Annotated in this window: 17 protein-coding genes; 10 read left to right on the plus strand and 7 right to left on the minus strand. The window is 72.3% G+C overall.

The genetic code is table 11. The annotated features are described in order from the left end of the window. The first annotated feature begins 6 nt into the window (after window positions 1–6). The 4 genes from POL72_RS41285 (at window position 7) to POL72_RS41300 (ending at window position 5,018) form a co-directional block, all read left to right on the plus strand. The gene (locus POL72_RS41285) at window positions 7–1,374 is read left to right on the plus strand and encodes a hypothetical protein (RefSeq protein WP_272102353.1); all 1,368 of its coding nucleotides are present in this window, start codon (window positions 7–9) and stop codon (window positions 1,372–1,374) included. A gap of 57 nt (window positions 1,375–1,431) precedes the next feature. Continuing rightward, the gene (locus POL72_RS41290) at window positions 1,432–2,463 is read left to right on the plus strand and encodes an expansin EXLX1 family cellulose-binding protein (RefSeq protein ID WP_272102354.1); all 1,032 of its coding nucleotides are present in this window, start codon (window positions 1,432–1,434) and stop codon (window positions 2,461–2,463) included. Window positions 2,464–2,686: 223 nt separating this feature from the next. Further along, window positions 2,687–3,790: an alpha-hydroxy acid oxidase gene (locus tag POL72_RS41295; protein WP_272102355.1), complete on the plus strand. Its 1,104-nt coding sequence runs from the start codon at window positions 2,687–2,689 to the stop codon at window positions 3,788–3,790. Window positions 3,791–4,100: 310 nt separating this feature from the next. Further along, window positions 4,101–5,018: a metallophosphoesterase gene (locus tag POL72_RS41300; RefSeq protein WP_272102356.1), complete on the plus strand. Its 918-nt coding sequence runs from the start codon at window positions 4,101–4,103 to the stop codon at window positions 5,016–5,018. A gap of 185 nt (window positions 5,019–5,203) precedes the next feature. Here the strand turns inward: POL72_RS41300 and POL72_RS41305 are convergent, their stop codons facing one another. Further along, entirely contained in the window at window positions 5,204–5,779 is a 576-nt protein-coding gene (locus POL72_RS41305; RefSeq protein ID WP_272102357.1) for a hypothetical protein, read from the minus strand. After that, window positions 5,776–6,117, minus strand: a complete 342-nt coding sequence (locus tag POL72_RS41310) for a hypothetical protein (protein ID WP_272102358.1) — start codon at window positions 6,115–6,117, stop codon at window positions 5,776–5,778. Before POL72_RS41310 ends, POL72_RS41305 begins: the two co-directional genes overlap by 4 nt. Before the next feature lie 362 nt (window positions 6,118–6,479). Here POL72_RS41310 and POL72_RS41315 point away from each other — a divergent pair, with 362 nt between their 5' ends. Then, a complete protein-coding gene (locus tag POL72_RS41315) occupies window positions 6,480–7,238 on the plus strand; it encodes a hypothetical protein (RefSeq protein WP_272102359.1) in 759 nt (252 codons plus the stop codon). 59 nt (window positions 7,239–7,297) lie between these two features. On the opposite strand, the gene POL72_RS41320 is transcribed toward POL72_RS41315, so the two are convergent. Continuing rightward, window positions 7,298–7,987, minus strand: a complete 690-nt coding sequence (locus POL72_RS41320; protein ID WP_272102360.1) for a Kazal-type serine protease inhibitor domain-containing protein — start codon at window positions 7,985–7,987, stop codon at window positions 7,298–7,300. An 848-nt stretch (window positions 7,988–8,835) separates the two neighbouring features. Here POL72_RS41320 and POL72_RS41325 point away from each other — a divergent pair. Further along, the gene (locus tag POL72_RS41325; RefSeq protein ID WP_272102361.1) at window positions 8,836–10,062 is read left to right on the plus strand and encodes an ROK family transcriptional regulator; all 1,227 of its coding nucleotides are present in this window, start codon (window positions 8,836–8,838) and stop codon (window positions 10,060–10,062) included. Between the two features lie 11 nt (window positions 10,063–10,073). On the opposite strand, the gene POL72_RS41330 is transcribed toward POL72_RS41325, so the two are convergent. Then, window positions 10,074–10,511, minus strand: a complete 438-nt coding sequence (locus POL72_RS41330; RefSeq protein WP_272102362.1) for a membrane spanning transport protein — start codon at window positions 10,509–10,511, stop codon at window positions 10,074–10,076. 15 nt (window positions 10,512–10,526) lie between these two features. Then, on the minus strand, window positions 10,527–11,306 hold the full coding sequence (locus POL72_RS41335) for an AraC family transcriptional regulator (protein WP_272102363.1): 780 nt from the start codon (window positions 11,304–11,306) through the stop codon (window positions 10,527–10,529). Window positions 11,307–11,549: 243 nt separating this feature from the next. Here POL72_RS41335 and POL72_RS41340 point away from each other — a divergent pair, with 243 nt between their 5' ends. Both POL72_RS41340 and POL72_RS41345 read left to right on the plus strand, forming a co-directional pair. Beyond that, on the plus strand, window positions 11,550–11,753 hold the full coding sequence (locus POL72_RS41340; protein WP_272102364.1) for a CopZ family metallochaperone: 204 nt from the start codon (window positions 11,550–11,552) through the stop codon (window positions 11,751–11,753). 47 nt (window positions 11,754–11,800) lie between these two features. Then, a complete protein-coding gene (locus POL72_RS41345) occupies window positions 11,801–13,180 on the plus strand; it encodes a GH1 family beta-glucosidase (protein ID WP_272102365.1) in 1,380 nt (459 codons plus the stop codon). Window positions 13,181–13,597: 417 nt separating this feature from the next. Here POL72_RS41345 and POL72_RS41350 read toward each other — a convergent pair whose 3' ends face one another. Both POL72_RS41350 and POL72_RS41355 read right to left on the minus strand, forming a co-directional pair. Then, the gene (locus tag POL72_RS41350; RefSeq protein WP_272102366.1) at window positions 13,598–13,927 is read right to left on the minus strand and encodes a hypothetical protein; all 330 of its coding nucleotides are present in this window, start codon (window positions 13,925–13,927) and stop codon (window positions 13,598–13,600) included. A 182-nt stretch (window positions 13,928–14,109) separates the two neighbouring features. Further along, window positions 14,110–16,278 (minus strand): serine/threonine-protein kinase, encoded by a 2,169-nt coding sequence (locus tag POL72_RS41355; RefSeq protein WP_272102367.1) that lies wholly within the window; start codon window positions 16,276–16,278, stop codon window positions 14,110–14,112. 114 nt (window positions 16,279–16,392) lie between these two features. On the opposite strand from POL72_RS41355, the gene argS reads away from it, so the two are divergent. Together argS and POL72_RS41365 are read left to right on the plus strand one after the other, a co-directional pair. Continuing rightward, window positions 16,393–18,126: an arginine--tRNA ligase gene (gene argS, locus POL72_RS41360; protein ID WP_272102368.1), complete on the plus strand. Its 1,734-nt coding sequence runs from the start codon at window positions 16,393–16,395 to the stop codon at window positions 18,124–18,126. A 242-nt stretch (window positions 18,127–18,368) separates the two neighbouring features. Further along, window positions 18,369–19,601 (plus strand): choice-of-anchor L domain-containing protein, encoded by a 1,233-nt coding sequence (locus tag POL72_RS41365; RefSeq protein ID WP_272102369.1) that lies wholly within the window; start codon window positions 18,369–18,371, stop codon window positions 19,599–19,601. The last annotated feature ends 33 nt before the right edge of the window (window positions 19,602–19,634 follow it).

The raw sequence follows: 19,634 nt of genomic DNA on the forward strand, positions 1-19,634 counted from the left end.
GCGGTGGTGAGCTATCCCCCCCTGCGCGCGCGCCTGCTCGTGCTGGCGGCGCTCGCCGCCTGCCGTGACGGCTCGGGTACGCCGGGCGCCGGGCCGGCGCCCTCCGTTGCGCCCACCGCGAGCGAGGCAAGCGCCCCGAGCGCGCCGTCGCTGGACGCGGGGGTGGCGAACGCAGCGGCACCGGACGCAGCAGCGGCAGATCCGGCAACGCTAGATGCAGCAGCGCCAGACGCGGCAGCGCCAGACGCGGCAGCGCCAGACGCGGCAGCTCCGGACGCCGCCGTGCTGGGCGCGGGCTGCAAGCTGCGCCGAGGGCCGCTCTCGCTCACGCTCCGGGGGCCGGCGCTGCTGTGGTCTCCTGACGAGGCGGAGCGCGCGGACTTCCGGGTGATCTTCAACCGCGACGGCGTGGCGCAGCACGTCGCGCCCTCGTTCGGCGGTCTCACCGCGCCGGGCTCGCCGCCCGCGGAGGCCGCGCCCGACGCCGGGGATGGCAGCGGCGATCCAGAGCGCGCCTCGTGGCCGGCGTGCGCGGTGGCCTCTCGGTTCGTGTACTGCATGGATCACGGCGGCACGATCCGGAGGACCCCGCTCGGCGGCGGCGAGGGACCGCCCATCGGCGCCGGGCGCCGCGGCACGGGGATCTCCGCCGTCGCCCTGCCCGGAGGGCACACGCTGCTCGCCTTTCTCTCGGATCGGAAGACGAGCGAGGGCGCCGTGACGCAGGCCTTCGCGGTGCTCGACGACAGGGCCGCCGTGCCGCTCTCGGAGGAGGGCAGCGGCGCCACCTTCGTCGCGCTGTCGCCCTGGAAGGGAGGCGCGCTGGCGATGTACATCGACGCGCGCTCGGCGCTGACGCCTGTGCACGCCCGCACGCTGGGGCTCACGGCGGAAGGCAAGCTCGAGCTCGGCCCCGACGCGGTCGTCTTCGTCGGCGACGCGGGGGAATCGCGGATGGGCGGCGCGCTCGCCATCGGCGCCGCAGGGCCTGCATATGTGCTCCTGCCGGCGGCCAAGGACATCTCGGCGTTCGGCATGGCGGCGATCCGCATCGACGAGGCGCCGCGCGACGACATGCCGGCGGTCTGGTCGCTCTACCCGAACGGGCTCAGCCCCGCGCCGATCGCGGCCACGCAGGGCGTCTCGCCGATCCATGTGGCCCGGGTCCGACCCGTCTCGCGCGAGCCCGGGGCGCGGCACGCGCTCGAGCTCGGGCAGCTCGACGGCGAAGGGCGGTTTCATGCGCGCTGCGTCGCGGTGGAGGGCAAGTCGTTCAAGCACGTGGCGATCGAGGCGGATCGCGGCGGCTCGCTGTGGATCGCGTACACGACGGCGGCCGGCACCTTCATCGAGCAGCGCGCCGCAGGGCCGTGATAAGCCAATCGCGTGGATTCGCGAATCCATCCCTATCGTAAATCTTAAGGAGTCGAGATGAAGCTAGGTTCTATGCCCAGGGGCATTTCATGGCCGCTCGTGTCGCTGATCGCGCTTTTCGTCGCCGGCTGCAGCGACGGCGGCGGCGGTGACGCCGGCAGCGCGGAGAGCGCCTCGTCCGCCGCCGGCGGGCCGGGCGGCGCGGGCGCGGTCGGCTCCGGCGGCGGAACCGGCGCAGGGGCAGGGGGCGGCGGCGCCACGACGGGCGCGGGCGCTGGCTCTGGCGGCTCCACGACGAGCAGCGCCACGTCGACGAGCAGCGGCGAGCCCGGCGAGACGGCCACCGGCGCGACCACCACGACGGCGGCGACCGGCGGCGAGCAGGCGGTGAGCTGCGATTATCCCGCGGCGTACGAGAACGGCTCCGTCACCTTCTACACGCTCGACATGGGCTCGACCGAGGTGAACTGCAGCTATCCGATCGTAGGGCGCAACCCGGACGTCGTCGGGCACGTCCCGTTCGAAGGAGGCAAGTTCTTCGCCGCCATGAACACCGCCGACTACAACGCGGCGGCGATGTGCGGCGCGTGCGTCGAGGTCTCCCGGGACGACGGGCGCAAGGTGCAGGCCATGGTCGTGGACCAGTGCCCGATCGCCACGAACCCGAAGTGCACTGCGGGCCACATCGATCTCAGCAAGAGCGCCTTTCTCAAGATCGGCGAAGAGCGCGAGGGGTATCTGGGGACCACCCACGGCGGCGCGGCGGGGAAGATCTCGTGGCGGTACATCCCGTGCCCGACGACGGGTGCAGTCTCCTTCCGGCTCAAGGAGCCGACAAACAAGAACTGGAACCAGATCCTCGTCGAGGGGCACGCGCACCCGATCGAGAAGCTGGAGGTGGAGATCAACGGCACGTGGAAGACGGCCACGCGGGAGCCGTACAACTATTTCGTCGTCGGCGACGGCAACATGGGGAATGCGCCGTACCATGTCCGCGTCACCGACATCAACGGTTCCACCGTGGAAGCGATGCTGGAGCTCAAGGCCGGAAACCAGCCCGCGAGCGCGCAGTTCCCCGCCTGCAACTGAGCCCGAGGCCTGCGCCCCCTGCTCGAGCGCGGCCGCCCGGAGGCCCGGTGGTGGCCGCGCGCGTCGCGCGGCGCGGCCGAGCGCGCTTCCCCGCATCCCGAGCGCCGCGACCGCGCCCGGGATGCGGGGAAGCGCGCTCGCCGGCCGGCTCGTCGCGGGGCCAGCTGGTAGGATGACCGCCCCCTGCGGGCGGACGCGCCGCCGGGATCTCCAGGAGAACACCGTGCAAGACCCTCGCCCCGCCCCGTCGCTGCTCACCGTCGACGACTTCGAGCGCGCAGCGCGCGCCCGGCTGTCGAAGATGGCCTATGACTACTACCGATCGGGCGCCGACGAGGGCCGCACGCTCCGCGAGAACCGGCGCGCCTTCCGCCGCCTCGAGATCCATCACCGCGTCCTCGTCGACGTGGCCGAGCGGGACATGAGCACGACGGTGCTCGGCACGAGGGTGCCGTTCCCCATTCTGGTGGCGCCGACGGCCTACCAGCGCCTCGCGCACCCCGACGGCGAGATCGCCTCGTCGCGGGCGGCCTCCGAGCTCGGCACCATCTTCACGCTCTCCACCCTCTCGACGACGAGCCTCGAGGCGGTCGCGGACGCGTCTTCAGGGCCGAAGTGGTTCCAGCTCTACGTCCACAAGGATCGCGGCCTCACGCGCGCCCTCGTCGAGCGGGCCGAGTCCGCCGGCTACCGGGCGCTGATGCTGACCGTCGACACACCGGTCCTCGGCCGCCGGATAGCGGACGTGCGCAACGGCTTCGCGCTGCCCGAGGGGCTCGTGATGGCGAACCTCGTCGACGCCGCGTCGGCCGCGCCGGCCGAGGAGCGGGGCTCTCTGCTCGCGTCCTACGTGGCCTCGCGACACGACGCCTCGCTGACGTGGCGCGACGTCGGGTGGCTCGCCTCGCTCACGAGGCTCCCCCTCCTGCTCAAGGGCATCGTCAGGCCGGACGACGCGGTCCGCGCGCTCGACGCGGGCGCGGCCGGCGTCGTCGTCTCCAACCACGGCGCGCGGCAGCTCGACGGCGCCCCCGCGACGATCGAGGTGCTCCCGGCGATCGCCGAGGCGGTCGCCGGGAGGTGCCTGGTGCTGATGGACGGCGGTATCCGGTGGGGTACCGACGTGCTGAAGGCGATCGCGCTCGGCGCCCGCGCGGTGCTGGTCGGACGCCCAGTCCTGTGGGGGCTCGCCGCGCTCGGCGGCGAGGGCGTCGCGCGCGTGCTCGCGGGGTTGCGCGATGAGCTCTCGATCGCCATGGCGCTCGCCGGCTGTCCTACCCTGGCATCCATCGATCGCGACCTGATCCGACGAGCTCAGGCGCGGTGATGGATGCCTGAGTCGCACGAGCGCGGAGTTTTCCAAGATCGGCGCTCTCCCCGTGTGCGTCCTGGCGGATGGCGACGATCACGGCGTTCACGTCGCCCATGTAACCCATGTAGACAGATTGCTGCGTTCCTCTGAATCGAGGTGTCAAGGCGTCTTCGACGAAAGAAAAGGTGGCGGCCACTCGGCCTCACCCTTACACTCGGCCATCGTGAGCAGCGCAGTACCTGCGAGGGAGCGGTGGCGGAGGCTCTTCACGCGAGGCGCTGGCGCCTCCGGGGGGGTGCCAGCGCCCGAGGGGGCGGACCCGACCATGGGGATTCGGCTCCGGCGCTTCGCGGGGCCTGCGGCCTACCTCGATCAGGTGTCGTCGCTCCGGATTGCCCACCTGACGGATCAGCATGTCGGTCGCGTGACGTCGGTGCGGGTGCAGCGCGCGGCCGTCGCGCTGACGAACCTGCAGCGGCCCGACCTCGTCGTGCTCACGGGCGATTTCGTGTGTCACAGCCAGCTCTACCTCGATCAGCTGGAAGAGGTGGTGCGCGGCTTCGAGGCGCCGGTGATCGCCGTGCTGGGGAATCACGATCACTGGTCGGGCGCCGACGCGGTGAAGCGCGCGCTCGAGCGGGGCGGCGCCGCGGTGCTCTGCAACGCGAGCACGGTGATCACGCTGGGCCATGAGCGGCTCCAGGTGGTGGGGCTCGACGACGCGTATACCGGCCATGCGTCGCTCGAGAAGGCGGTGAAGGGGGTGCGGCGCGACCTGCCGACGCTGGGCCTCTCGCACATCGCCGAGGAGGCGGACGGGCTCTGGCGCCATGGCATCCCGCTGGTGCTGTCGGGCCACACGCACGCGGGCCAGGTGACGGTCGCCCGCCTGAACGAGCTCTCGATCGGCAAGATCGCGGGGCACCGGTACATTCACGGGCTCTACGGCACGCGCAAGCGGGGGGAGCCCGGCCAGGGGGCGGTCTACGTCGGTGCGGGGATCGGCGCGGCGGTGATGCCGTTGCGCCTCGGCGAGCGGGGCCAGCGGGAGGTCGCGATCTTCGAGCTCGGCAGCGAGCCGGGGTCGTTCGACGAGCACCACGCGGAGCAGGCGCCGCACCTGGGGCGCAAGCCGTCGCCGGAGCTCATGGCGAGCCGCGCGGCGAAGGTGGCGAGGAACCGGGAGCGGCGGGCGCGGGTGCACCGGCACGGCGAGGGCAGCGCCGGCGGCGGAGAGCCGTAGCGCCGCGGCGCTGAACACGACTTCGGGAAGTTACCCCGGATCGGCAGAAGACCGCCATGGCGCCAAGGCCGCCAAGGGGAGAGAGGAAGCGCCGTCTCGGCACTGTCCCCTCCCATCTCCCTGGCTTCTTGGCGCCCTTGGCGTCATGGCGGTTCGCTCCCTCGTCCGACTTTCCCGCAGCAGCGCTAGTAGCGAAAGCCCAGGGCTCCCGAGGGCCCCCAGAGGATCGCCGAGGCGAGATCGACGTTCATCCGAGCCTCGAGGTAGATCGCGTGCTGATCGAGGGTGACGAGGTCGTAGCTCAGGTGCCCGCTGAACCCGAACGCCGCGGAGGTCATCGACGACGTTGACGTCGCGCGGGTCACCGCGAGCACGAGCATGCCGGCGCCTCCGCCGAGCCGGAAATCGCCGAGGTGGGTCTCCACCGCGAAGCTCGGGCGGATCATGCGCGCGGGGAGGCCGAACTCGGTGACGCCGACAAAGCCCTCGCACCCTCCCCAGAGCGCGACGTGCTCGAGCGTGCCCCCGGCGGCGGCGCCGAAGCTCGCTCCATAGATGGCGAGGGAATAGAAGCTTTGCCACGAGCCCCCGGCGTAGAACTTGGCGCCGAAGCCGCGCCTCCACCCCTCCGGGCCCTCGGGAGCGGGCGCCCCCGGAGGAGGCTGCGGCGCCTGCGCGCTGGCGAGGGCGGGGGCGAGGAGCCCGCAGAGCGCGGCCGCGACGCCCCATCGTCGCCTCGACGAGCGGATACGCCGCCTCACCGGCACACCACCGGGCGCGCGACGCCCGTGCTCCCGCCCTCGGCGAGCTTCATGCGCGTGGCGGCCTGCTCGCAGACGTTGCTCGCGACGAGGTCGCCACACTCCCTGTCCTGGATGCACCGGCTCTCGTCGGCCGTGAGCCACAGCTCCTCGTCCCCGTTGCAGCCGACGTTCTGCCGGCAGAGCGCGGGAGTCGCGGAGAACGACGGACAGCACTCCTCGAGATGCGCAGCCGCGTTCTCGCACAGGAACTCCTGCTCGCTGATGCCCATCCCGAGGACGAGCGGCGCGAGCAGGAGGACGCACAGGATTCGACGGGCAGAGATCCAGGATCTCACGTTCAACCTCGCTGCAAAGCGCGAAGGCGGCGCGGCGGAGCGCGGCGCCCCGGGCGCCATGGCATCCTACCGCGAGCGCACGCCCATGTCCGCATGTCCTCGGTCTCGCTCCCCCGCCCGCTCGAGGAACCCCGCGGGTCGGTCGATTCGCGTTGACGCCCGACATGTGAACGTTCACATTGTCGGTCGCACGTCCTCCTTTGGCTTCGTCCGGTAGTGCACCGGGCCGCTCACGACCCTGACATGGCCACGCGAACGAGCCGTGATACCAAGGCAACGACGTTTCGCGTCCCGAGCCTCAACTGCCGGCGCCCTCGCCGGACTGGTGTAAAATGAGAATCTCTTTGATCGTGGTTCCTGCGATGATGGTCCTTCTCGCCTGCGGCTCCGATTCCGACCCGCCCGCGGACGACCAGGCCAGCGCCAGCACGACCGGCGCTGCGGGTTCGGGCGGGGGAGCCTCGACGGCAGCCAGCACGAGCGCCTCCAGCAGCAGCAGCACGAGCTCCGCTAGCAGCGGCGGGGCCGGCGGCAGCGGCGGGGCCGGCGGCAGCGGCGGCAGCGGCGGGGTCGGCGGCAGCGGCGGCGGCGAAGAAGAGAACCTGCTCGCCGCGGCCGACAGCATCGACGGCTTCCGCTGGGAGATGCCGTGCGACCGGGACCCGGGCAACAGCGACGAGTGTGCGTGTTCGGCGCAGGTCGACGAGACCAAGACGTTCGGCGGCTCGCCCGACACGGTCTATCTGGTGACCGTCCGGCTCCGCGGCGTCGTCGAGCCGGAGACCTACAAGGGCGGCACGTCCGACGGCATGCACTTCCGCGTGGGCGGTGCGCCCGACCACGGGGAGTACAACCGCTACAGCATCTCCGTCTCCGATCCGGCCGAGGTCTACTGGCTCAACGATAGCCCCAACGTGGGGCACGACACGTTCAAGATCGACCACACGAAGACCATTCCGATCCGGGGCGGATCCAAGGTGTCCTTCAAGGGCGAGGATCCGAATGACATCAGCATCACCAACTTCAAGCACCTGGTCGTGGACGGCGTCCCCCCGGCGCCCCAGCCGTTCAACGGTCAGTTCATCCAGCTCGACGTGCAATCCGTCGAGAAGAAGCCGTGACCGCGCGCCGCCCGCGCTCCTCGCGCTCGAGCAGCCGCGGAGCGGGGCGGCGATCTCGCTCACTCGATCGGCGCGTCCACGCACGCGCCCCGCGCGTCGACGGAGGTGCCGCTCGCGGCCGCCGTGCACGCGTTGGCGTACGTCTGGCCGTCACAGCCGCACACGGGCGCGAGCTCCTTCGTGCAGACATCGGGCTTCTCCGCGCATCTGCCGGACGCGTCCGCGCGCCCGCAGATCGCGGAAGGCGCGTACTTGCAGTAGAGCCCCTCGCCGCACACGCGCGGCCCGCCGAGGGTGAAGCCGCCGCAGCTCTCGCCGACCCCCACGATCGTGGGGCCGCACTCCCCCGCGCTCCTCACCGAGACGCCGGCCGTGGCCGCGACGCAGCCGTTGCTGTACGTGCGGCCATCGCAGCCGCACACCGGATCGTAGTCCTGCGGGCACGCGTCGGGCATGAGCGCGCACGTGCCGCTCCGGTCGTACGCGCCGCAGTTCGCCTCGGGGGCGAAGTCGCAATAGAGGCCCACCGCGCAGCGTATGCCGGCGATGCCCCCGCACATGGCGCCGGGCCGCGCGAGGCTGAAGCGGCTCTCGTGCTCGGAAGTCGCCGGTGCAGCCGCCACGTCGCTCACCCCGAGCGCGCCCTCGTCGGCCCCGGTCTCCTCCGCATCCGCGACCTCATCGGATGTCGCCGTGCAGGCGGCGAGCGTCACAGCGAACACTGCACCCAGAACGTCTGCCATCTTCATGATCGTGAAAACTCCTCGTGAGGATGCCGCCCGGCGCTCCGGGCGTCTCCTCGGCATTGCGCATCGCGCGCGAGCTGGGCAAAGCGTCGCTGCGCGATGTCGCCGTGTCCTCCAACCCCTCGAGCCCTCGCTCGACCTGGGACGACAGTGCGTCGGCATGTCAGGACTCCAGCGCCTCGACGATCGCTCTCCTTCACGCCCCACGGCGTCTGCGCTCATCGACTCGATGTCTGCTCGCTTCCCGCGTTTGCCGTTTGTCGTTCATTGGACGTCGATGGCCGATGAGCGTCTGCCGTCTGTCATCCACCGCTTGTTGTTCGTTGCCGTCTGCAATCGGTGTTCCCTGCGAGAAGAGATGAGCCCGCCCGCCGCGGAACTTTGCGGCGTCGCGGGAGCGGGGAGCGCGGCGATCGCCAGGTCCGGGCGGGTCGAACGCCGAGAGGACCGCGCGCTCCCTGTTTCTACCTCACAAGGGGCCATGCGGCGTTCCGCCACACGGAGGTGCGGGCTGTAGGAGCCCATCCCCCGAAGCGGGGCAGTTTGCTACGTGGAAGGCGGGAGGGGCGCTGCGCGCGGCCGTCTCGGGCAGCGGCGATTGTGATGCTGACATAAGCAGCTCTGACGCGCCGCGGGGTGGGGGCGTCGAGGCAGCGATGCGCGCGGTGAGCGAGAGGAAGCGGGAAGACGTGGCGGAGAGGCGGGGAGGAGCGGGAAGCGCGCGTGACGCGCGTGAGGGGCGGGGAAGCGCGGGAGACCACGAGCGCTCGCCGCGCGCGTTTTCGTGACAGCTCGGTTGCGACCCCCCTTGCTTTTGCTGTGCGAGGACGGCTAAGTCTGGTTTTGCTCGAATGGTCCGTGCCAGCGACAAGACGGCGAACAACCGCACCCCTCGGGAGCTCAACCGCTCCCTCGTCCTTGACCTCGTGCAAGAGCACGGCCCGATTTCCCGCACGAACCTCGCGCGGTTGAGCGGGCTGACCAAGCCGACGGTCTCGGCCATCATCGAGGAGCTCCTCGACAGCGGCAGCGTCCGCGATGTCGGGAGCGAATCGCGCGGCGGGCGCCCGGCGCGGCTCCTCGAGTTCAACGACGACAGCGCCGCCTTCCTCGGCATCGAGATCGGCGTCGAGCAGACGGCCGTGGCCGTGGCCGACGCCCGCGGGCGGCTGCGGGCGCGCCTGGAGCAACCCACCGTCCTGCGCGATCCGCACCGGACGGTCCGCGATATCGTCGAGCTCTTGCCAAAGGTGCTGCAGCTGAGCGGGGTGCCGCGGAAGCGGCTGCGCGGCGCCTGCGCGGTCTTGCCTGGGCTCATCGAGCGGCCGAGCGGCGTCTGCGTGCTTGCGCCCAACCTGGGCTGGGAGCGGTTCCCTGTGCGCGCGGAGCTCAGCCGCGCGCTCCGCATGCAGGTGCCTGTGTACAACCTGCCTCAGGCGGCGGCGGTGGCGGAAGGGGAGCTCGGCGCGGCGCGGGGGCAGGCGTCGTACGTGTGGATTTACGTCGGGCTCGGCGTCGGCGCGGGCCTCGTCGCCGATGGACGCCTGTTCTTCGGGATGCAGGGGTACAGCGGTGAGATCGGCCATTGCCGCATTGCGGACGACGGCCCGCCTTGCGGCTGCGGGCGCCGCGGATGTCTTGAGACGTTCGCCTCGGTCATGGCGCTCCGGCGCGCCGCCGAGGCGGCGTCGGCGCGCTCACCCCAGCTCGCCGCGCTCGCTCGCCCGCACGCCGTCAGCGCCATCGCGAGCGCGGCGCTCGCCGGCGACGAGAGCGCCCGCGCGATCTTCCACGAGGCGGGCACGCAGCTCGCGCGCGGCATCGCGGTCCTGCTGAACCTGCTCAACCCCCAGCTCGTCGTGCTGGGCGGCGAGCTGCTCGCCGCGCCCGACATCCTCCTCGCCGGCGTGCGAGAGGAGCTGCCGCGCCACGCCGTCCGCGGCGCGGACGTGCCGGTCGTCGCCTCTCCGCTGGGCAGCGAGGCGGGGGTGCTCGGCGCCCTCCTGCTCGCGCGCGAGGGCGCGGTTCGCTCGCTCCGCCTCGTGCCCGACGGCGTGCTCCAGGACAGCGCGCCGTAGGTGATCGGGCTCTAGGCGGGCGAGGCGCGCTCTCCGCGCGCCGCGTCGCCGCCCATCGGCGCGCGGGCGCGCGACCCGGAGCGCCCCTCGGCGAGCAGCGGCGCGAACGCGTGGCGATCATGCCAGGTGAGGGTGCCGAGCAGGCCGAGAAGGATGACGGCGTTGATGCCGGCGCGGGGGTCGAGCAGCAGGTGGAACAGGGCGATGTTCACCACGACAGGCCATAACAGCGCGAGCGCGAGCGGGCGGCGGCGGTCGAGCAGGAGCAGGACCGCGGCGGCGATCTCGACGACCTTGACCGCGTAGATGTAGCCGCTGTCGACGAGCAGCTGGATGAACGGGTGGAGCGGCTCGGGGACCGGGACGAGGCGCACGAATCCGTTGATGCCGCCGAGCAGGACGATGAGGCCGAGGGCGACGCGGGCTGCGCCGACAGCGCGGGGGGGCATGGATCCTCCTTGGGTTCAGGGGATCACCATGGCCCTGGCCGTGGCTGTGGCTTGTACGAAGTGGCTGCGAGCGACCGAGCCCGGCGTGCGGCCCAGCGTCGCGACGACCGCGCGCGCCAGGTGGGCCTGGTCGTGGAAGCCGCCGGCGAGCGCCGCCTGCGCCAGCGGGGTGCCCTCCATGAGCGCCCGGATGGCCGTCATCACCCGCAGGAAGGTCACGTAGTCGCGCAGCGGGTGGCCGAAGGCGCCGTGAAACAGGTGGGAGAGCCGCGAGCGTGAGAGGCCCTCCGCGGCGGCGAGCGGGCCCAGCGCGGGGCGGCCCGGCGCCTGCTCCGCCAGGCGGCGCATGGCGCGGAGCACGCGGCGATCGACCGGCGGGCCGCCCCGCGCGAACGCGCCGGCGCACGTCCTCATGAGCTCGTGCGTCGCCGCGTGATCGAGCCCGCTGCGGAGCACGTCGCGCGCCGCCGCGCGCGCCCGCTCGGCCTGCGCACCCTCGAGGGCGAGCACCCGCCCGCGGGCGGCCGCCTGGGCGCCGGCGCCGAGCCCGTCGGGCGCCAGGAAGACCGTCACCGTCGCGCCGGGAGATCCGATGGAATGGGCGACCCCGGCGCCGGTGAGCACGGGCGCGCGCACCTCGAACGGCCGCCCGATCTCGGCCTCGATCTCGAGAGGACCCTCGACCGGCACCACCAGCTTGACCAGGTGGAGCGCATGGCGGCGCGTCCCCCCGGCGCCCTCGATGATGTGCACGCCGCCGTGGCCGACAAGCGCCGTGTGCTCGAGAGCCGTCACGCTCGAGAGAACATCACCGGGGCGCGGGCGGCGCAACGGATGCAACTGGCGCAACCGATGCGACCGATGCGACCGATGCGACCGATGCAACTGGCGCAACCACGCAGCAGCGGAGCGCCGGCGCGCGCTGGAGAGGGCATTTCCTGGGCGGTTCCGGAGGACTCTTGCGTCGACGGCGATCCGCGCTGGCGCGCCGGGCGTGCCCTCGTTGACGCTGCCACCTCGAGCGGGCATAGGGGGGAGATGCGCAGAATCGCTATCGAAGGGATGACGTGCGGCCACTGCGTCCAGGCGGTCTCGAAGGCGCTCGCGAAGGTCCCTGGCGTGACGCGGGTGAGCGAGGTGAGCCTCGAGCGCGGAGAGGCGGTCGTCGAGGGGAGCGCGACGGAGGAGGCCCTCCTCGCGGCCGTGCGCGAGGCCGGCTACGAGGCGCGCGACGCCGGCTGACGCCGCGGTGCCGGAGCTCGGCCGCCTTTGGTATGGTGGCGGCCACCATGACGCGACAGCAGAGCGAAGAGGGCTTTCCGGAAGGGTTCCTGTGGGGCGCCGCCGCGGCGTCGTACCAGATCGAGGGCGCCGCGTACGAGGACGGCAAGGGGCCGTCCGTGTGGGACATGTTCTGCAAGAAGCCGGACGCCGTGTGGAACGGCCAGACGGGCGACGTCGCGTGCGACCACTACCACCGGTACCCGGAGGACGTCGCCCTCATGCGCGACATCGGCCTCCGCGCCTATCGACTCAGCATCTCGTGGCCGCGTGTCCTCCCGGAGGGCACGGGCGCCGTCAACGAGCGCGGGCTCGCGTTCTACGATCGCCTCGTGGACGCGCTGCTCGAGGCGGGCGTCGAGCCCCACGCCACGCTTTTCCACTGGGACTTCCCTCTCGCGCTCTACCACAAGGGCGGGTGGCTGAACCGCGACAGCGCCGACTGGTTCGCCGAGTACACGAGCGTCGTGGTCAGGAAGCTCGGCGATCGGGTGAAGGACTGGATGACGCTCAACGAGCCGCAGGTGTTCGCCGGCGCCGGCCACTACGAGGGTCGCCACGCGCCCGGCGACCGGCTGCGCTTCGCCGAGGTGCTCCGGGTCTGCCACCACGTCTTGCTCGCGCACGGCAAGTCGGTGCAGGCCATCCGCGCGTCGAGCCCCGGGAAATGCAACGTCTATTATGCGCCCGTCGCGCAGGTCAAATACCCCGCGACCTCGTCACCGGAGGATCTGGAGGCGGCGCGCGCGGCCACGTGGTCGGTGAACGCTCGGACCACGTGGACCAACACGTGGTGGATGGATCCCGTGTTCTTCGGCAGGTATCCCGAGGACGGGCTCCGCCTGTTCGCGAAGGAGCTCCCCGAGGTCCGGAGCGGCGACATGGAGATCATCGCGCAGCCGGTCGATTTCTGCGGCGTGAACGTCTACTGGGGAGTCCCGGTGCGCGCCGGGGCGAACGGCGCCGCCGAGGTGGTGCCCCACCCGGTGGGGCACCCGATCACCGCGTTCGAGTGGTCGGTCACCCCCGAGTGCCTCTACTGGGGGCCCAGGTTCTTCTACGAGCGGTACAAGCGGCCCATCGTGATCACAGAGAACGGCCTGTCCACCCGGGACTGGATCTCGCTCGACGGGAAGGTGCACGACCCCCAGCGCATCGATTTCATGGCGCGCCACCTGATCGAGCTTCGCCGGGCGATCGCCGAGGGCGCGGTCGTGAACGGCTACTTCCACTGGTCGATCATGGACAACTTCGAGTGGGCGCATGGCTACAAACACCGCTTCGGCCTCGTCTTCGTCGACTACCCGACGGGCAGGCGGGTCCTCAAGGACTCGGCTCACTGGTATCGTGAGGTCATCGCCTCGAATGGCGCGACGCTCGGGGGGTGAGCGGGGCCGCGTCGCGCGCAGCGCCTCGATGATCTGTGGCGTTAACGAGGCTCGTTCGGTCACGTTCAGGGCACGAATGCTGCCCCCCCCCCTCCACCAGTCACTAACGTGAACGTGAACGTGAACGTTTACGTGGTCGTAGTCGTGGTCGTGGTCGTGGTCGTGGTCGTCAAAGGCAGGCCGTGAACGACCACGACCACGACCACGTGAACGTTCACGACTACGACTACGACCACGACTACGTAAACGTTCGGATGTAGGAGAACGCGGCGCGAGCTTGATTCAGGCCGAGGGGAGGGTCGTGATCTACGCCGCCCGCAGCAAAGGTGGTGTGAGGAACCGCCATTCGCCCGGGCTCGCCGGGCGAATGGCCGTGTCACCGGCGCACGCTGCGCGTCCGTGCCTCGAAGGCGCGCCTCAGGAGGCGATCGGCTCGTCGCCGTCTTCGTCCTCGTCTTCTTCTTCGTCCTCGTCCTCGTCTTCGAGCGACTCGTCGCCTCCGCCCGCCAGGTCGTACCCGTGCGGGTCGAACTCATCGAACATGGCCTGCAGGCGCCCGGACAGGGAATCCCATGTATCAGGCGGCTCGCTCGCCTGGCGGTCGCGCTCGGCGAGGGCGAGCGCGGCGGCGATCACCGACGTCAGCGGGCGCGCGTCCTGGAGCACCGCGACCTTCGAGGCGTCGCCGGTGCACGCGTAACCCAGCAGATACGCCCTGTAGATCTCCTCATTCGTCTTGTCGCTCATTCCTGTTCCTTCGTTCTTGTCGTCCGCAGGTCGCCCGTCGCCCCGTCGCCGTGCTCTGGCCTCCTGGGCGCCGTGGAACCCGGGGGCGCGAGCCTAGCCCATCTCGGCGGCCCTCGGGGCCGCCTCGCGCCGGGAGCCCGCGCCGCGCGGGCGCGGTCGGCACACGCGCGGGCGCGGTCGGCTCAGTAGCGCAGCCGGTCCCGCAGGGCGCGCACCGCGTTCTCGAGCCCCGCGTGGTGGTGGAAGCAGCACTGTCCGATGCGCGGCTGGCACTGCGACGAGCGGAGCATCTCCAGGAACACGAGCGCGCGCGCGTCCCCCTCGAGCGCCGCGCGCTCGAAGAGCGCCTCCTTGCGCCGGCAGGGGGCCTCGCGCAGCGCCACGGCGATGCGCAGCGGGACGCTCGCGCGCTTCAGCACCTCGGGGCGGCGGAGCAGCGCCGCCGCGCGCTTTCCGCCCTGAGTGCCCCCGTAGCCGCTCGCGATCTCGTAGGCGATGTCGAGGCCCTCCGGGCCCAGACGGCCCTCCAGCGCGTCGAAGATCGCGTCCGCGCGGCCGTCGGTCCGGTACGAGCTCTTCACGGCGACGGCGGCCGCGGCCGTCATCACGTCGCGCTGCTCGAAGGCGGCGCGATCCTTCTCGAGCAGCGTGAGCAGCGCGCTCTCCGCGTCGCCCCACCGCTTCGCCCGGACCGCCGCCACGAGGCGCTCGCGCTCGGCCGGGAGGCCCGCGCCCTCGATCGGCGCCGTGCCGGCCGACGCCACGCCCGTGTCCGGCGCCGCGGCATCCGCTTCCGGTGCCGCCGCGCCCGCGTCCTGCGCCGCCGCGGCGTCGGCCGACCCGGGGGCCGAGGCGCTCGCGACGGGCGCCGCGGAGGGCGCTTGCGGAGGGGGGGCGAGGGCGTCCTGCGCCTGGGCGGCCGGCGCCCCGGCGGGGGCCGCCTGCGCCGCTGCGGGCGCCGCCTGGAGCTCCGGGCCGGCGGCCGCCGGGGCGCCCGCGCGCAGCCAGCCTGCGCCCGCGGGCAGCCGGCCGAGGAGCAGCGCGCCCGCCGCGCCCATCGCGGCCACGGCGGCCACCCCGAGGAGCCAGCCCCACGCGCGCCTCCGCGCTCGCGGCCGGCCTCCTGCCGCCCCGCGCGCTGCCTTCCCGGGCGCCCCGCCGTCGGCTCCGGCGGCTCCGAGCTGCAGGCCGAACGCATCGGCCTCGGCGCCGCCGGTCGCCGCGCCGCCGGCCGCGGCGCCCCTGGACGCGGCGCCGCCGGTCGCGCCCGCGCGGTCTTGCCCTGCCGGCAGCTCGGGCGGCGCGGCGTGCGGGATCGCGCGCAGCGGGTCGCTGAGCCGCCACGCCCCGCTCGAGAGCGGCTCCTTCCAGGGGAGGAGGCCGAGCGCCTCGGACCTCGGCACGGCCGCGTCGAGCGCCGCGAGCAGCGCGCGGGCGTTCGCGGGGCGCTCCGCCGGGTCCTTGCGCAGGATGCGCATCACGAGCGCTTCGAGCTCGCGCGGCGCCGCCGTGCCCGGGGCGCGCAGCCGGAGCGGCGGCGGCGCCGTGTGGATCTGCTCGCGGAAGATCTCGACGGGGAGGATCGCGTCGAACGGGTGCTTTCCGGCGAGCATCTCGTAGAGGATGAGCCCGAGCGCGTAGAGATCGGAGCGCTCGTCGACGTGATCCATGCCCTGCGCCGCCTCGGGCGCCATGTACGCGAGCGTGCCGAAGACCATGCCGCTCAGCGTGATCCGGCCGGCGTCGGGCCGCGCCTCGCTGCTGTGCGCGTCCGTCGTGGAGAGGCGCTCGATCGGCACCTTCGCCAGGCCGAAATCGATGAGCTTCACCGCGTCGGTGCCGTCCTCGACCATGACGTTGCGCGGCTTCAGATCGCGGTGGATGACGCCGCGCTCGTGGGCCGCGGCGAGCGCCGCCGCGATCTGCCGCGCGATCTCCGCGGCGCGCGGGGCGGGCACGGGGCCCTTCTTGATGATGCGATCGAGCGTCGTGCCGCGGACGTGCTCCAGCACGAGGAACCGGGAGCCGTCGGGGAGGGTGCCGAAGTCGGTCGCCGAGGCGATGTTCGGGTGCTGGATGTGCGCGCCCGCGATCGCCTCGCGCTCGAACCGCGCCGTGAGCTCCGCGGATCCCCTCGCCTCGGGCAGGAGGAGCTTCACGGCCAGCCACTTGCGCAGAAGCAGGTGCTCGGCCTTGTAGACCGCGCCCATCCCGCCCGTCGCCACGAGCTCCACGATCCGGTACCGGTCCGAGATGACCGTCCCGACCAGCTGGGCCGCCGCGCTCTCCGCGAGCGCGTTGCTCGCGGCGGGCGGCGGATCGCCGGGGGCAGGGGGCGGGGAAGCGCTCACGTGAGGCGTGAACTGTCCGGCCTACCCCGATTTTTGTCAAAGGTGCGCTGATGTGGCGGTGCCGCTCCGGCTTGCCTATTGAATTGGCCGGGCGCCCGGGCCAAAGGATGCGCCATGGCCGATCCCGTCCACGCCCTCGCCCGCGCATTGCAGGCGGCGATCACCGCCGCGTTCGGCGCCGAGCACGCCGCGGTTGATCCTTCCCTGCGCCGCTCCACCCACGCCGACTACCAGGCGAACGCCGCCATGGCGCTCGGCAAGCGCCTCGGCAGGCCGCCGCGCGAGGTCGCTGCGGCGATCGTCGCGGCGCTACAGCTCGACGGGATCTGCCGGAAGGTCGAGATCGCGGGCCCCGGGTTCGTGAACCTGACGCTCGAGGACGCGTACCTCACGCGCGAGCTCGCCGAGACGGCGGGCGGCGGCCGGCTCGGGATCGCGCCCGCGGCGCAGCCCGAGACGGTGATCGTCGACTACTCGGGCCCCAACGCCGCGAAGGAGATGCACGTCGGCCACCTCCGCAGCACGATCATCGGCGACGCCCTCGCGCGCGTGCTCGAGGCGCTCGGCCACCGCGTGATCCGCCAGAACCACCTCGGCGACTGGGGCACGCCGTTCGGCATGCTGATCGAGCACATGCTCGATCTCGGCGAGGCCGCGGCCTCGCAGGAGCTCTCGGTCGGCGATCTCGACGCGTTCTACCGCCAGGCGCGCGCCAAGTTCGACGGCGACCCGGCGTTCGCCGAGCGCTCGCGCCGGCGGGTCGTGCGGCTGCAGGGCGGCGACGAGCAGACCCTCGCGCTCTGGCGGCAGCTCGTGCGCGAGTCGACGCGCTACTTCGAGTCGGTCTACCGCCGCCTCGGCGTGACGTTGACCGACGCGGATTTCGCCGGCGAGAGCTTCTACAACCCGATGCTGCCCGACGTCCTCGAGGAGCTCGGCCAGAAGGGGCTGGCGCGCGAGAGCGAGGGCGCGCTCTGCGTCTTCCCGGCCGGGTTCACGGGCAAGGACGGCGCGCCGCTGCCGCTCATCGTGCGCAAGCAGGACGGCGGCTACGGCTACGCGACGACGGATCTCGCGGCGATCCGCCACCGCCTCACGACGGTCGGCGCGCGCCGGATCGTCTATGTCGTCGGCGCGCCGCAGAGCCAGCACTTCGCGATGGTCTTCGCGACCGCGCGCGAGGCGGGCTGGCTCGCGCCGCCGGCCCGGGCCGAGCACGTGGCGTTCGGCTCGGTGCTCGGGGCCGACAAGAAGATGTTCAAGACGAGGAGCGGCGACACCGTGAAGCTCTCGGACCTGCTCGACGAGGCCACGGAGCGCGCGTCGAAGGTGGTGCGGGAGAAGAACCCCGAGCTCGACGCCGAGGCCGCGGACGCCGTGGCGCGGGCGGTCGGCGTGGGCGCGGTGAAGTACGCCGATCTCTCGAGCGACCGGATCAAGGACTACGTGTTCGACTGGGATCGCATGCTCGCGTTCGAGGGGAACACGGCGCCCTACCTGATGTACGCGCACGCCCGCATCCGGTCGATCTTCCGGAAGGCCGGCGTCGAGTCGCCGCGCGAGGCCGGGATCGTGCTGAGCGAGCCGGCGGAGCGGGCGCTCGCGCTGGAGCTGCTCCGGTTCGGCGCCGTGCTGGAGGACGTGGCCGCCACGCTCGAGCCGCACCGCCTGTGCGGTTACCTGTTCGAGCTCGCGGGGTCGTTCACGACCTTCTACGAGCGCTGCCCGGTGCTCCGCGCCGAGAGCGACGAGGTGCGCCGCTCGCGCCTCGCGCTGTGCGATCTGACGGCGGAGGTGCTGGCGAAGGGCCTCGGCCTGCTCGGGATCGAGGCGCCGGAGCGGATGTAGAGCGGCCGGCAACGGCGCCCGTCCCTGTCTGCGTTCGGCGGGCGCGCGTCTGCGTGAGCTGCGCGTCTGCGTGAGCTCCGCGCTAGCGTGAGCTGCGCGTCTGCGTGAGCTCCGCGCTAGCGTGAGCTGCGCGTCTGCGTGAGCTCCGCGCTCGCGTGAGCTGCGCGTATTCGAACCGAGGTTGCGCTCGCCCGCTCGAGGTTGCGTGGGACGTCGGTCCGTTCCCCATGGCAAAGTGCAGCATGATCGAACGACGGATCGCTCTCCCCTGCACCGGCATGGCCGTGATGGCGGTGCTCGCCGTTGCACTCGGGTGCTCCGCGGTGGGCGGCGCGTCCGCGCAGGGGGGCGGGGGAGACGGGCGCGGTGAGCCCGCGGGGACCATCGGCGAGGACGCCTCCGACGGGCTCGATGAGCCGGGCGAGCCAGGGCTCGGCCCCGGTGGCGCAATCCCTGTCACCGATCCCAACGTGGACGGCGACGGGGACGGGTTCACGCCCGCGGAGGGCGACTGCAACGATGTCGATGGAAATGTGAATCCAGGCGCGATCGAGGTCGAGGTCACCGAGCCCGACGCGAGCGGCCATATCCCCGCGCCGGCGGACGAGGATTGCGACGGTGTGATCGACAACGTGCCGCCACCGTGCGACGAGGGCCTCGCGCTGGAGGACTTCGATCCGGTGGACGGGGCCAAGGCGATCGACCTCTGCGCCGTGGCGTCCCGCGAGGACAGGCGGTGGGGCGTGCTCTCCGCGAGGTATATCCGCGGGGACGGCTCGTCTGCAGAGCGGTCGCCCGCGGTTGGCGTCTTCGATGGGTTCGGACCCAACGTGCACGTGCAGGGCGGCGCGCGCCTGCTCGCGCTCTCGACGGGGAGCGCACGCCTGCCTGGCCACCCCGACGCCTGCTGGTCCGGGAGCTGCTCGAGCTACGGTGCCGGCACAGCGCCCCCCGGGTTCCCTCAGGACAACCCTGCCTGTCCTCCGTCCAGCTTCATCAACGACGACATCGGCCTCGAGGTCGTCCTGCGCGCTCCGACGAACGCGACGGGCTACGAGTTCCTCTTCAAGTTCTATACGTTCGAATACCCGGAGTGGGTCTGCGAGGACTTCAACGATCAATTCGTCGCGCTGGCGACGCCCGCGCCTCCCGGGTCGTACAACGGCAATCTCTCGTTCGACGGGGAGGGGAGGCCGGTCAGCGTCAATATCGCGTTCTTCGATGTCTGCGACGGATGTCCGCTCGGCTCGGGTGAGCTCGTGGGGACGGGGTTCAGCCCGCGCCACGACGGCGGCACCCGGTGGCTCAAGACCCGCGCGCCGGTGCGCGGCGGCGAGGAGATCTCGCTCCGGTTCATCCTGTTCGACACCGGCGACGATCGCTTCGACTCGACCGCGCTCATCGATGGCTTCCGCTGGATCGCGACCGGCGGCACGGTCAGCCTGGAGACGGCGCCCGCGGTCAATCCCCTCTGAGGCGAGGGGCGCTCCTCCCTCGCGCCGGCGCCT

The organism is Sorangium aterium, from assembly GCF_028368935.1.
GTDB lineage: Bacteria > Myxococcota_A > Polyangia > Polyangiales > Polyangiaceae > Sorangium > Sorangium atrum.

Excerpts from the sequence above, each read along its gene's own strand:
- POL72_RS41300 (WP_272102356.1), top strand. The coding sequence starts at position 4,101 with ATGGGGATTCGGCTCCGGCGCTTCGCGGGGCCTGCGGCCTACCTCGAT.
- POL72_RS41315 (WP_272102359.1), top strand. The coding sequence starts at position 6,480 with ATGATGGTCCTTCTCGCCTGCGGCTCCGATTCCGACCCGCCCGCGGAC.
- POL72_RS41340 (WP_272102364.1), top strand. The coding sequence starts at position 11,550 with ATGCGCAGAATCGCTATCGAAGGGATGACGTGCGGCCACTGCGTCCAG.
- POL72_RS41365 (WP_272102369.1), top strand. The coding sequence starts at position 18,369 with ATGATCGAACGACGGATCGCTCTCCCCTGCACCGGCATGGCCGTGATG.
- argS (WP_272102368.1), top strand. The coding sequence starts at position 16,393 with ATGGCCGATCCCGTCCACGCCCTCGCCCGCGCATTGCAGGCGGCGATC.
- POL72_RS41290 (WP_272102354.1), top strand. The coding sequence starts at position 1,432 with ATGAAGCTAGGTTCTATGCCCAGGGGCATTTCATGGCCGCTCGTGTCG.
- POL72_RS41345 (WP_272102365.1), top strand. The coding sequence starts at position 11,801 with ATGACGCGACAGCAGAGCGAAGAGGGCTTTCCGGAAGGGTTCCTGTGG.
- POL72_RS41330 (WP_272102362.1), bottom strand. The coding sequence starts at position 10,511 with ATGCCCCCCCGCGCTGTCGGCGCAGCCCGCGTCGCCCTCGGCCTCATC.
- POL72_RS41325 (WP_272102361.1), top strand. The coding sequence starts at position 8,836 with ATGGTCCGTGCCAGCGACAAGACGGCGAACAACCGCACCCCTCGGGAG.
- POL72_RS41350 (WP_272102366.1), bottom strand. The coding sequence starts at position 13,927 with ATGAGCGACAAGACGAATGAGGAGATCTACAGGGCGTATCTGCTGGGT.
- POL72_RS41320 (WP_272102360.1), bottom strand. The coding sequence starts at position 7,987 with ATGAAGATGGCAGACGTTCTGGGTGCAGTGTTCGCTGTGACGCTCGCC.